Raw genomic sequence first — 12,103 nt, 5'->3', positions numbered from 1 at the left:
CTTACCCGTATAAGAAATGAAGAAGGTAGCTTTAATTACAGGAATCACTGGACAGGATGGTGCTTATTTAGCAGAACTCCTACTAGAAAAAGGATATGAAGTGCATGGTTTAAAAAGGAGAGCATCTCTTTTTAATACCGATAGAATAGATCACTTATACCAGGATCCTCACGAAAAAAATATTCGATTTAAGTTACACTACTCAGACTTAACCGACTCCACTAATCTTATTCGTATTGTGCAGGAGGTGCAACCTGATGAAATATATAACCTAGCAGCTCAATCGCACGTACAAGTTTCTTTTGAAATGCCAGAGTATACAGCAAACGCTGATGGAGTGGGTACTTTGCGCTTGTTAGAGGCAATTAGGATTTGTGGCCTGGAAAAGAAAACAAAATTCTATCAAGCTTCTACATCGGAACTTTACGGGTTGGTACAGGAGATTCCTCAAAAAGAGACCACGCCATTTTACCCTAGATCTCCATACGGGGTGGCTAAGTTATATGCCTTTTGGATTACCAAAAATTACCGTGAAGCCTACGGAATGTACGCATGCAACGGAATACTATTTAACCACGAATCACCACTTAGGGGGGAGACTTTTGTTACAAGAAAAATAACAAGAGCAGTTGCTAAAATTAAACTCGGACTTCAGGATAAACTGTACTTAGGAAATCTCGATGCTAAACGCGATTGGGGACACGCCAAGGACTACGTTGAAGGTATGTGGCGCATGCTGCAGCAAGAAACCGCTGATGACTTTGTATTGGCAACAGGAAAAACCTACGAGGTTAGACACTTTGTTAACCTTGCTTTTAAGGAGGTTGGAATAGAGTTGGAGTGGAAAGGAAGCGGAGTCGACGAAAAAGGTCTAGATAAAGCAACTGGAAATGTTTTAGTTGAAATAGATGAACGCTACCACCGACCTGCAGAAGTAGATTTATTAGTAGGAGACGCTAGTAAGGCGAAAAAAGAATTGGGCTGGGAACCAAAATATGATTTAGAAGGCCTTGTTAAAGATATGGTTCAGGCCGATCTTAGCTTATTCCAAAGAGATAAATACCTGCTAAAAGGTGGCCATAAAGTGATGAACTATCATGAATAAAGCCGCCAAAATCTATGTAGCCGGACATAGGGGGATGGTGGGGTCTGCCATCGTTCGAAAATTGAAGCAAGAAGGCTATAGCAATCTGGTGTATAAAACCAGTTCTGAGCTGGATTTACGCAACCAGTCTGCTGTAAACACTTTTTTTGAATCCGAAAAACCAGAGATTGTTTTTCTAGCTGCTGCTAAGGTTGGGGGGATAGTTGCAAACAACACTTATCGTGCCGACTTCCTGTATGATAATTTGCTGATTGCCTCCAACATCATAAAGGCCGCACATGATTTTAAATCTGAAAAACTACTCTTTTTAGGCTCATCTTGTATCTACCCAAAGCTTGCTCCACAGCCTTTAAAAGAGGAGTATTTGCTTAGCGGATACCTGGAGCCAACAAATGAACCTTACGCCATTGCAAAAATTGCGGGAATAAAGTTGTGCGAAGAGTATAGAAACCAGTACAACTGCAATTTTATTTCTGCCATGCCGACCAATTTGTACGGTCCAAATGATAATTACGACCCTCAAAATTCGCATGTACTGCCGGCCTTAATCAGAAAGTTTCACGAGGCTAAGTTGAACGGTAGTAAAAGCGTTACCCTTTGGGGTACGGGCTCTCCAAAACGAGAGTTCTTGCACGTAGATGATCTGGCGGAGGCTTGTTTGTTCCTAATGGATAATTATAATGATTCCCAGTTCTTGAATGTTGGAGTAGGAGAAGACTTATCTATTCTGGAGCTTGCCGAGTTGATAAAAGACATCGTTGGCTTTGAAGGTGAAATTGTACATGACACGAGTAAGCCCGACGGTACACCAAGAAAATTGATGGATGTTACACGTATTAATAACTTGGGCTGGAAAGCAAAAATTTCTCTCCAAGAGGGAATAAAATCTGTTTATGAAGAGTTTACGTCAAAATATTCTGCATAAATCCATAATAACCCTTCTCTTTATTTCCCTTTTATCCATTGAAGCAAAGGCACAAGTAAGAGGTGGCGACATTAAATTGGATCAATCGCCTATTATCCGCTTGGATACAAATATAGATTCACGGAATTTTCTTCAGCGGCTTGTAACCGAACCCCTAGTATCTGTAAGGGATGACAAGACGGATATCGTTATAACGCCCCTTTTAGACCAAATAGTTGGAAGAAACTCGAAGTTTAATGGAGATTATTGGTGGCGCAATGGGCGAGGAGCTTACGTAGGAGTATTTGGCAATAACCTTGAGATTGAGGCCTATATTTTGGAGATGCAAACAGTTCATCCTCCATCCTTTTTATCTGAATTCTACGAAAGTCATGGCGCTATTCCGGAGTACAGTCGTTGGAAGCGTTTTAAAGAAAACGGTTTCGATGCCAATAACGCAGGAGGAACTATAGCTCTGAATCCTACTGAAGGATGGCACTTAAAAGGTGGTTACGGTAAGGTTATTCAGGGTGCGGGATACAGAAATCTGGTGTTCGGAAGAAATTTTGCCTCTTACCCTTTTCTCCAATCTTCCATCAATCTATACCAAAATAAACTGCGCTTAGAAAATGTGTGGTTTCGTTTAAGCAGTTCCGAACGCATAAAGAAAACAGCAAGTGCGGAAGCTCAGTTTCAGCAAAATAGGGGAGTTAAATCTAGTATTATCTATGATGTATCTAAAAAGTTAAGTGTAGGACTTGGGGAGTTGAGATATAGCAGGTCGCATAAAGACGAAGGGTTGTTGATGGATTCGAAGGAAAATCCAGCCACTTGGTACGACTATAATCCGATTCCGCTTTTGGGAGTTTTGGCACGTCACATAAAAGATGATAAACCAGATGAAAGAGTGGAAAGTAACTCGGTTACATTGGATATACTCTTTAAACCCAATAACTACCTTAAATTTTACGGAACAGCATTTGTGGATTTTTTTACTGAAAATGGCCAATTTCAGCTAGGAGGAGAATTTAATTTACAACGGGAATTTGGACTGCGATTTAGGGCAGAAAAATTATGGTTCTCGGATGTTGCTCTGTTAAGCGAGTATTCTGGAATATTTCCGGCAAATGGAGATATGGGAGATCAGCAGACCCTTTTGGAAAGTGAGGCGAGTTACAAGCGATTTTTCCTTCACGGAACAGGGGTAATATACTCTGTATACAAGGCACCAAGCGGTACGCGAAACACTAGATTAGTAGGCGATTTTGGATTGGGGTATGTGATAAACCCCAGTTATCACTTAAAAATTCAATGTGGCTACGCAGTTAGCGGTTTAGACCGAAATATTTATGTTAGATTGGCTACCCATTTGTTTGGTCGTCGCCTAGATTTTTAGTGTATGTTCGAAGTGTTTTTTTGCGGAATAATTTTAATGCTGGTGGCAACACCGGTTGTCATTAAGGTGGCGAAAATTAAGCACCTGGTGGATGTTCCGGATCGAAAAAGGAAGGTACATGTGTATTCTACTCCAACCATTGGTGGTGTTTCGATATTCGCTTGTTTTTTAATTACATTTTGCTTGTTCGCCCCAGTTACTGATGTTAACACGGGTAACGAATTTAGATACCTCATTTGCTGTTTGCTTATCCTCTTTTACGTTGGGTTAAAAGACGATATAACTGGCTTATCCGCACTTAAAAAGCTGATTGCTCATCTTATTGTTGGGTACATTCTGGTTTATCTAGCTGATATTAGAATAGTAAGTATGGGGGGGATATTTGGGCTACATCAATTACCCGATATCGTTTCGTACAGCCTCAGTATTTTTACTTATATCGTCATAATAAATTCAATGAATTTAATAGACGGTATAGATGGTTTGGCAGCAGGTATTGGGTGTTTGGCCTCCTTGTTTTTTGCTTTTTACTTCTATCAGTGTGGCGACCTGTTTTGGACTACCCTAGCTATATCATTAGCGGGTGCGCTTAGTGGCTTCTTAGTCTTTAATTTTTCTCCAGCCAAAATATTTATGGGCGACTCTGGGAGTTTGGTTATTGGTTTCGTTTTGGCCATTTTGGCAATGAAGCTTATAAATTACCCTACCCAACCAGATTGGGAGTTTTTAAGACCCGTTTCCAAGCCTGTTTTGGCAATGTCTATTTTGTCTTATCCACTCATAGACACGCTAAGAGTTTTTGCAATTCGAGCCTTAAATGGAGTTTCCCCATTTTCCCCGGATAAGAATCACGTGCATCACATCTTAATCGACGATAATAAAAGGCGTCATGGTCCTGTAGCTGTAATTTTATACGGCTATTGTATTGCAGTAATTCTATTGAATTTGGTTTGGGATCAACTACCTGTAACCTGGTATTTTGTGGCCATGTTATTTTCGGCTGCCCTTTTATTGCAAGCACTGGTTTGGATTAAAAGATTGCGTTAATCGATGAGAATTTCCTTGTTGATATTAGGCTTAGCATTGAGTTTTTCTCAAATATTTGCCCAGTCTATTTCCATCAACAAAATTGATTCCATTAAGGATGTAAGTGCTGGGTTTTCCATGCAGCTAAGGGGAATTAATTCACTCAATGCTTCCAAGCAAAAGAATCTGTTAAATGGCTATGTCGAATTTCGCTATCAGGCCAGGTTTCAGGTTAACCGTCTTCAATTCTTATTGCAACCCCAGTTATTTATGGGGAACTTTGGTGAAGACCAAATTTTGCTGCGCAAAAGCGGCGCACCACTAAATTATGTAGGAGAAAGCGGACCACTATTAGCTGGAAATTATGTTTTAAGCTATAAGTTATCTGATCGCAGTGTTTTGGCCACAGGAAAAGCAACCTTTAGTGAAGATATTGGGTATAGAGGACTTTTACATAATTCTTTATCTGCTCCCATTCCATTTTTGGGTTTTAGCTGGACAGGCAAAAAATTCTTTTTCAATTATCGATATCAAATTGCGCAGAATCCAAAGGGTGAGTATCCCGATAATGAGTTTTACAGTAAGCATAAGGGCATAGTGCACCATAAGTTTGGGTATCAGAATCATTGGTTGCGCATCGCTGTTTTCGAGGCCATAACATGGGCGGCCAACGATTCATCCAACCAGAGATATATTGAAGCTCAGTATCTAATACCCTTTGTTCCATATAGGCCGGTTGAATTTCAATCTGGATCTTCGGATAACGCCTTGCTGGGAGGAGAATTACAATTAAACAAGAACGGCTTTACCGCTTACGGAAAGTTGATTTTCGATGAGTTTCTTCTGAGAGAGTTAAAAGCTGGCGATGGTTGGTGGGCCAATAAATGGTCTTTACAATTAGGATTGGAAAAGTCGTTTGTAATAGGAAACGGTACCTTAAAGCTTAGATTGGAGCACAACCGAACTCGTCCTTTTACTTTTGGACATAATTTTGTGGCTCAAGGTTGGCATCATAGGGGGCGGGCTATTGGTCATCCTCTTGGAAATAATTTTTCCGAATCCATTTTGCGGGGTCAGGTTGAAAATCAATCTTTTAAGTATGGTTTTCATCTGTCGGCCATAGAACTTGGCAGCAGGCTGGCACAAGATGGTGGAGATATATATAGCAGCAGCAACAACAGAAAGTCGGATTACGGATATCAGGCGGTAGAAATTCCGGACAACTACCTTTTTTATTCTTTTTGGTTAGATCGAAAGGTTGAGGTAAATGGTAATCCATACTGGTTACAGTTGGCTTTTTCTTCGCGAACTGGCTATAAAAATGACAATGATTATTGGTTAGAAGTAGGAATTAGAAGAGGGATCTTTAAGAATTACTATCAATACTAATTTTCTAACCCGACTAAAGCTCTATTTTTGCACAAATTTCCCACGTGGTAGAAAAGAAACACAATCCGTTTTCCTCACTACCGGCGCTTTTTAAGCTCCGATTATCCTCCTTGGTGATTTTTTCCGCCTTATTTGGATATATGTTCCATCATATGCCGGAAGGAAAGGAGTGGCTAAATCTACTTTGGCTGCTAATTGGGGGTATGTTAGTGACTGGGGCTAGTAACGGAATTAATCAGATTATTGAAATAGAGAGCGATAAGAAAATGTCGCGAACCAAAGAACGTCCATTGCCCGCTGGGAAAATGACACCCAACCAGGCATGGGTTCTGTGTGTTATTACTGCCATTCTTGGTTTAGGGACACTTTATTTCGCGTTTGGCTGGTTAACCGCTTTACTTAGTTTATCGGCATTAGTTTCTTACGCCTTTATATACACGCCCTTAAAATCTAAAACACCATTCGCCGTGTTTATCGGAGCTTTTCCGGGTGCAATTCCGCCCCTATTAGGTTGGGTAGCAGCGGCTAATAGCTTTGGTTTAGGAGGCGGTATTTTGTTTATCATACAATTTATTTGGCAGTTCCCTCACTTTTGGGCTATTGCATGGGTATTAGAAGACGATTATAGCTTGGGTGGGTTTAAATTATTACCATCTGCTGGAGGTAGAGATCAATCTAGTGCATTCCAGATCTATATGTATTCGTTGTTTTTAATTCCATGTGGATTGTTGCCATATGCATTCAATTTCTCTGGATTATATGGAGGGATAATTGCAGCTATCGCGGCATTGCCTATAGCGTATTACAGCGGAAAACTTTACACTGGATTGTCGGTTTCTATGGCAAGGAAAGTAATGTTTAGCAGTTTCTTCTATTTGCCGGTGGCGCTAATAGCCATAGTGGTAGATAAAATCTAAAATCATTTTATGAGTCAGATAGAAAATCAAACCAATGCCGATAGCCCCGAGGTTAAAGCGCGTTCAAAGAAAATGTTGTTATACATAGGTATATTCAGCATAGTGATGTTGTTTGGGGGATTAACCTCAGCTTACATCGTTTCGCAAGCCGATGGATTTTGGGTAGATATTACCCTTCCAAGCGGATTTTATATTTCTTCAGCAGTCTTATTACTAAGTAGCTTTACCATTTGGAAAGCGCTACAAAAAGCCAGAAACAATCAAAACCCAACGGCTTTGGTGATGGTTACCCTGTTACTGGGGATAGCATTTGCTTTAATTCAATTCGAAAGCTGGAATCAACTCACCGAGAAGGGGAGTTATTTTATTGGGAGCCTTAACGATTTAAAAGGTACCCACGGCGAGGATTACACTTTTATTTACAAAGGGCAAAAGCTGGTTGAGGTAGATGGAGAATTTTACAGCCCAGATGATAAGTACTACGAAAACCCATTAAAAGATAAGATTTTGGGTTCTCGCAACAGCGCAAGTAGCTACATTTTCATTCTTAGTGCGGTGCATTTACTGCATTTATTAGGGGGATTAATCTACTTGTTGGTTGTTTATATTGAATCTAAAAAAGGGAAATATCAGGGCGGAAATACTTTACGCTTAGAACTTTGTGGAACATATTGGCATTTTCTAGACGGCTTGTGGCTATATTTGTTCCTGTTTTTACTTTTTATTCATTAAAATTGCACAACTTTTAAAGCGAGGAGCGGTTTATGGCAGGACATGCTAAACAGCAGATAGACACAGCCACCTTATGGGGCGGTAAAATGTCACCATTTTCTATGAGCTACGGAAAGCTCATGATGTGGTTCTTTTTAGTTTCCGATGCACTAACCTTTGGAGGATTACTAGTAGCATACGGATATGCAAGACACAAGTATACAGGCGAATGGCCTATAGCGGAAGATGTATTCCACTCTTTCCCAGGTACAGATGCTTATTTGCCTTTGGCTTATGTGGCATTAATGACCTTTTTACTTATTGTTTCTTCGGTAACCATGGTGTTAGCAGTAGAAGCGGGTCATAGACTAGATAAAAAAGGTGTTATCAAGTGGTTGGCAGCAACTGTAGTTGGTGGATTCTTCTTCTTAGGGTCTCAGGCTTGGGAGTGGTCTCACTTTATCCACGGTTCTAGTGGGTATGTTCTTCTTGAAAACGGAGAAAAAGCAACCTTCGAAACGCACGGACACCATTTCCATAGCACCGAGGAGCTTTATGCCGAAGCGGATCTTGTATTAGAAGACGGAACCGTATTAAGCGGAACAGAGAAAGATCAAGCACTTTCTACCATGTACAAGCACGTTCAAGGTGCTAACCTTAAAGAAAACGAATACGGACCTCAGTTATATGCAAACTTTTTCTTCTTTATCACTGGTTTCCACGGTTTCCACGTATTCTCTGGAGTAGTGATAAACCTATTGGTTCTTATTCAAGTGGCAAGAGGCGTTTACGACTCTAGAGGTCACTTCGAAATGGTTGAGAAAGTTGGTCTTTACTGGCACTTTGTAGATTTAGTGTGGGTATTTGTATTTACCTTCTTCTACCTACTGTAATCCCAAACATTGATTTAAGGAAATGGAAAGAGACGATATTATTGAATACGCTCCCGATCAGGTTCACGGAGAAGAAGCGGGAAGAAAAATTCGTAAGAACATCATCAAAGTTACCTTGTTATTAACGGTAATTACTGCTGTAGAAGTTCTTGTTGGTGTATTTTACGGAAGAGGAACAGTATCAGATACAACTTGGTTTTGGATTAAGTTATTCTATATCATCCTAACCTTGGTAAAAGCAGGATACATTGTAATGTCTTTCATGCACCTTGGTGATGAAAGAAAGAATGCGAGAAACGTAATTCTTTATCCATACGCTTTATTTATCTGTTATTTAATTTTCATTGCACTAACAGAGTCTAGCTACGTGCACGATATGTTAGTTAAATTCTTTTAGATAAGCTCTGAAACCAGCACCTAAATATTTAAAATGGACAGGCATAGCACTCATGTTGCTCATGCCTGTTTTTTTATTGTGGTTTCTCAACATGGGAACCCATAATTTTAAAAGGTTACCTGTCTTTGGTCCTAAGGTAGAAGTGTATAACGAGGCTACGGGAACTATCGATACCCTGGACCACCGCATTGCGGAGTTCAACTTTATAGATGAACACGGCAGGGCTTTTGGTTCAAAAGATATCGATAGTACCATATACGTGGCTGGGTTTGTTTTTACCCGTTGTCCTTCTATTTGTCCGAGGATGACCCAACAAATGGCGCGTTTACAACTTAAATTGGATAACGAGGCCTTTGATGAAATCAAGTTTTTACTTCATAGCGTAGATCCAAAACACGATAGCTCAGAAGTCCTTCTGGCTTTTGCAGAAAAGTATCATTTACAAGACGATAGAACCGTACTATTAACTGGTGATAAAAGCGAAATATACACGCTGGGCGCGAGCAGTTACTTATTGGCTGCCCAGGAAGACGTTTCGGCGCCAGGTGGGTTTTTACATAGCGAAAAGTTTGTATTGGTAGATCGTAAGGGTAGAATTAGAGGCTTTTACGATGGAACCAATTCCGAGGAGGTTGACCGTTTGGGAGATGAAATAAAACTCCTGCTTAAAGAGGAAGATATCGATGCATACAACCGAAGAAAAGCTAAGTCCACAGACTAAGAAATTAATTACAGCAGTTTCTGTAGTCATTCCCCTGGCCGTTGCCATTTTATTTAAAGTTAAAATCGACGGGGTTGATCTTTCATTTTTACCTCCAATTTATGCCGGTATTAATGCGGTAACCGTGGTTACACTCCTAATGGCATTAGTAGCTATAAAAAAGAAGAACATAGATTTACATCGTCTGTTCATTCAATTCTCATTGGTACTGTCGCTGTTCTTCTTGTTGTGTTACGTGGCCTATCACATAACATCAGACTCCACAGCTTTCGGTGGCGAAGGTACAATTAGAACCATTTATTACTTTGTATTAATCTCTCACATAGTCCTAAGCGTGGGTATCATACCCCTTGTGCTATTTAGCTATGCCTATGGTATTAATAACCTGGTAACCCGTCATAAAAAGTTGGTTCGTTATGCATTTCCATTGTGGATTTACGTTGCGGCAACTGGAGTTATTGTTTACCTGATGATATCGCCTTACTATGCGTAAAATCGCTTTTTACATAGTGTCGATTGCCTTGTTACTGCTTTTTGTAGAAGAAGCGAATGCGCAGTGTGCTATGTGTAAAGCGGTTACCGAATCTTCTTCCCAAGCAGATCCCAACCAGTTAAATACTGGAGCAGGAATCAATAAAGGGATTATCTACATCATGTTCATCCCCTATCTATTATTGGGCTTTTTATTCTGGCACTTTTTTAAAGATAGAATAAAGGGATTTTTGTTGGATATGGGAGTAATTGGCGGGTAATCTTTTAACTACCCACCAACTAGTTTATTTCTTTAGGGCTTTTTGAATTCTATCCTCTCTAATTAAGACATCCTTCATAAATAGTTGATAGGGAAGTTTTTCGTGCTTAGATTCTCTGAAATATTCCAGAATTTTTGACAATGATTCTGCTGTTATTAGGGATAGGTTAATCTCAAATTCTAAACCACATTCGTTAATGAAATCGTCGCTAAATTCGGGTGCAATCAATAGGGACTTAACCACGTTGTAGCCTGATTTTTCTGCTGTATTAATGTAAGATTTGATTTGTCTAGAGACTGTGCTAAACTTATTAAAGCTACTGTCTTTTGATGTCTTACATTCCACAATCATTAGGTCTTGGTTCCCCAAGTTTAAAATCAGATCAATTTTGTTCTTATTGGTGCTTATTTGATTTTTAAGATCATAATCAACATTAAATCCAAGCTGCTTAAAAATTTCACCCGTTATATCCTCAAATTTTAACCCTAGTTCACTTTCCTTAATGTTTATGCCATTTTCTTTTAGGCTTGCTAAATCTCTTGTTCCTATAAGAGTGTAATTTTCAATAAAAAGATTTTCAATGTCTGTATATGCCTCCAGAATATTTAAGGCAATATCCCCCCTGGATTTGATATTTGCACCTTCGGCGAAGCGCTTTAAATCTTCTTTAGAAAGGTTGTCCAGCAAATCTCTTGGCTTAATATTTAGGTCCAATAGAAAATCACTTTCGATTTCAATTCGATCTTCTATTTCAAATGCCGCACGAATATCTCTATCAAAGCTAGTGCTGAAACTTTTTAGGTCAGTTATTAATCTTTCGTAACCTTCAATAGAAATTCCAACCTTTTCGTCTTTTTCCAATTCATTGAAATGACTAATTAGGTTTTCCACTTTCTCCTCTAGGGTACTTCCTTTTAGTGATCCCTCAAACTTCAATTTGTCGGTCCATAACTCATTTAGAACCTTCTTTTTCTCAGTTAAAGTAGTTCCTGGTTTGTACATCTCATCAAAAAGCACATCGGAGAAGGAGATACCTTCTTTGATTAGCTGTTTAATCTTAGTTTCAGTATCAATATCGCGATATGAGATATTGTGATTCCTACATAATTGATTGATTTGAGAGTCTTTTAAAAGCCTTAGAACTCGCTTAAAGTACTTGTCCGCTACATCTTTTTTGCGAATTCGCCTTAATAGCATAACCATTTCATCAGCAACATAAACTGTATTGATCTTTTTAGAGTAAAAAATCACTCCAATGTTCTTCAGAAAGTTGATTACTTCGTCAATATCACTTTTTATTGGAGGGATAATTAGGTAGTTAATTAGTTTCACCTCCTCTTGGGAAAGGTTCAGGGCCTTAGTGAGGGTAACTAGAATGGATAGTTCGTCATCTGTAATTTTGGCATCTCTATTATTTTCGTCATCATTGAAATATGCCTCATGAACACAGGATTTGTAAATTTTATAATCTCTAATTCGGCTTACGTCAAGAGTTGGTTTTTCTGAAATTAATTCCTTGTTTAATTCTTTGGTTTTTTGTCGTAGGCTATCCAATTCCTTTTCGTAAAGCTTGTTTAACCAATCTCTTTTCAGGATTGAATTTCCATCTTTTATGAGAATATCAATAAGTATGTCTAATTGCGATGTCGTATGAACAAACTCAGCTTTAATGCAATCTGCAAACTCGTTTTGTACCAGGTTAAATATTCTAGCAATATTTCTGCTATCCACATTTTTGATATTCGAATCTGATTCGGATAATATATGTAATACTCCCTAAAAAGTGGACCAGCGGTTAAGTTTATTTACATTTAAAAAAACCGTTAGAAATGGCACGAACAAAAAGGAAATTCACAGCTAAATTTAAGGCAATGGTAGCAATAGAAGCGCTA

At 39.1% G+C, this 12,103-nt stretch carries 13 protein-coding genes; 12 read left to right on the top strand and 1 reads right to left on the bottom strand.

Annotated features, from left to right (window positions below):
* Positions 1-16 precede the first annotated feature (16 nt).
* The 12 genes from gmd to FRX97_RS00010 all read left to right on the top strand — a co-directional run bounded on the left by gmd (position 17) and on the right by FRX97_RS00010 (position 10,211).
* Positions 17-1,105: a GDP-mannose 4,6-dehydratase gene (gmd, locus tag FRX97_RS00065; RefSeq protein ID WP_147012108.1), complete on the top strand. Its 1,089-nt coding sequence runs from the start codon at positions 17-19 to the stop codon at positions 1,103-1,105.
* On the top strand, positions 1,098-2,030 hold the full coding sequence (fcl, locus tag FRX97_RS00060) for a GDP-L-fucose synthase (protein ID WP_147012106.1): 933 nt from the start codon (positions 1,098-1,100) through the stop codon (positions 2,028-2,030). The genes gmd and fcl overlap by 8 nt, the downstream gene beginning before the upstream one ends.
* On the top strand, positions 1,999-3,405 hold the full coding sequence (locus FRX97_RS00055) for a hypothetical protein (RefSeq protein ID WP_147012104.1): 1,407 nt from the start codon (positions 1,999-2,001) through the stop codon (positions 3,403-3,405). Before fcl ends, FRX97_RS00055 begins: the two co-directional genes overlap by 32 nt.
* A gap of 42 nt (positions 3,406-3,447) precedes the next feature.
* Positions 3,448-4,452, top strand: a complete 1,005-nt coding sequence (locus FRX97_RS00050) for an MraY family glycosyltransferase (protein WP_170226951.1) — start codon at positions 3,448-3,450, stop codon at positions 4,450-4,452.
* A gap of 3 nt (positions 4,453-4,455) precedes the next feature.
* Positions 4,456-5,820 carry a capsule assembly Wzi family protein gene (locus FRX97_RS00045; protein ID WP_147012100.1) on the top strand — a complete coding sequence of 455 codons (1,365 nt, stop codon included), beginning with the start codon at positions 4,456-4,458 and terminating at the stop codon, positions 5,818-5,820.
* Between the two features lie 44 nt (positions 5,821-5,864).
* The gene (gene cyoE, locus FRX97_RS00040) at positions 5,865-6,737 is read left to right on the top strand and encodes a heme o synthase (RefSeq protein WP_147012098.1); all 873 of its coding nucleotides are present in this window, start codon (positions 5,865-5,867) and stop codon (positions 6,735-6,737) included.
* A gap of 9 nt (positions 6,738-6,746) precedes the next feature.
* The gene (locus FRX97_RS00035) at positions 6,747-7,469 is read left to right on the top strand and encodes a cytochrome c oxidase subunit 3 (RefSeq protein ID WP_147012096.1); all 723 of its coding nucleotides are present in this window, start codon (positions 6,747-6,749) and stop codon (positions 7,467-7,469) included.
* Between the two features lie 32 nt (positions 7,470-7,501).
* Positions 7,502-8,341, top strand: a complete 840-nt coding sequence (locus FRX97_RS00030) for a cytochrome c oxidase subunit 3 (protein WP_147012094.1) — start codon at positions 7,502-7,504, stop codon at positions 8,339-8,341.
* A 22-nt stretch (positions 8,342-8,363) separates the two neighbouring features.
* On the top strand, positions 8,364-8,738 hold the full coding sequence (locus FRX97_RS00025; protein ID WP_147012092.1) for a cytochrome C oxidase subunit IV family protein: 375 nt from the start codon (positions 8,364-8,366) through the stop codon (positions 8,736-8,738).
* A gap of 61 nt (positions 8,739-8,799) precedes the next feature.
* On the top strand, positions 8,800-9,459 hold the full coding sequence (locus tag FRX97_RS00020) for an SCO family protein (protein WP_170226950.1): 660 nt from the start codon (positions 8,800-8,802) through the stop codon (positions 9,457-9,459).
* Positions 9,422-9,952 carry a DUF420 domain-containing protein gene (locus FRX97_RS00015; protein WP_147012089.1) on the top strand — a complete coding sequence of 177 codons (531 nt, stop codon included), beginning with the start codon at positions 9,422-9,424 and terminating at the stop codon, positions 9,950-9,952. The genes FRX97_RS00020 and FRX97_RS00015 overlap by 38 nt, the downstream gene beginning before the upstream one ends.
* Before the next feature lie 16 nt (positions 9,953-9,968).
* Positions 9,969-10,211 carry a hypothetical protein gene (locus FRX97_RS00010; RefSeq protein WP_223266525.1) on the top strand — a complete coding sequence of 81 codons (243 nt, stop codon included), beginning with the start codon at positions 9,969-9,971 and terminating at the stop codon, positions 10,209-10,211.
* A 24-nt stretch (positions 10,212-10,235) separates the two neighbouring features.
* On the opposite strand, the gene FRX97_RS00005 is transcribed toward FRX97_RS00010, so the two are convergent.
* Entirely contained in the window at positions 10,236-11,942 is a 1,707-nt protein-coding gene (locus FRX97_RS00005; RefSeq protein ID WP_147012085.1) for a restriction endonuclease, read from the bottom strand.
* Between the last annotated feature and the right edge of the window lie 161 nt (positions 11,943-12,103).

The sequence above is a fragment of the Luteibaculum oceani genome (genome assembly GCF_007995015.1).
Classification (GTDB): Bacteria; Bacteroidota; Bacteroidia; order Flavobacteriales_D; family Luteibaculaceae; genus Luteibaculum; species Luteibaculum oceani.
Note: the sequence above shows the minus strand (reverse complement) of the source record. Positions and strands in the feature narration are given on the sequence as shown.

Excerpts from the sequence above, each read along its gene's own strand:
- gmd (WP_147012108.1), top strand. The coding sequence starts at position 17 with ATGAAGAAGGTAGCTTTAATTACAGGAATCACTGGACAGGATGGTGCT.
- FRX97_RS00035 (WP_147012096.1), top strand. The coding sequence starts at position 6,747 with ATGAGTCAGATAGAAAATCAAACCAATGCCGATAGCCCCGAGGTTAAA.
- FRX97_RS00020 (WP_170226950.1), top strand. The coding sequence starts at position 8,800 with ATGCCTGTTTTTTTATTGTGGTTTCTCAACATGGGAACCCATAATTTT.
- fcl (WP_147012106.1), top strand. The coding sequence starts at position 1,098 with ATGAATAAAGCCGCCAAAATCTATGTAGCCGGACATAGGGGGATGGTG.
- FRX97_RS00015 (WP_147012089.1), top strand. The coding sequence starts at position 9,422 with ATGCATACAACCGAAGAAAAGCTAAGTCCACAGACTAAGAAATTAATT.
- FRX97_RS00025 (WP_147012092.1), top strand. The coding sequence starts at position 8,364 with ATGGAAAGAGACGATATTATTGAATACGCTCCCGATCAGGTTCACGGA.
- FRX97_RS00030 (WP_147012094.1), top strand. The coding sequence starts at position 7,502 with ATGGCAGGACATGCTAAACAGCAGATAGACACAGCCACCTTATGGGGC.
- FRX97_RS00045 (WP_147012100.1), top strand. The coding sequence starts at position 4,456 with ATGAGAATTTCCTTGTTGATATTAGGCTTAGCATTGAGTTTTTCTCAA.
- FRX97_RS00055 (WP_147012104.1), top strand. The coding sequence starts at position 1,999 with ATGAAGAGTTTACGTCAAAATATTCTGCATAAATCCATAATAACCCTT.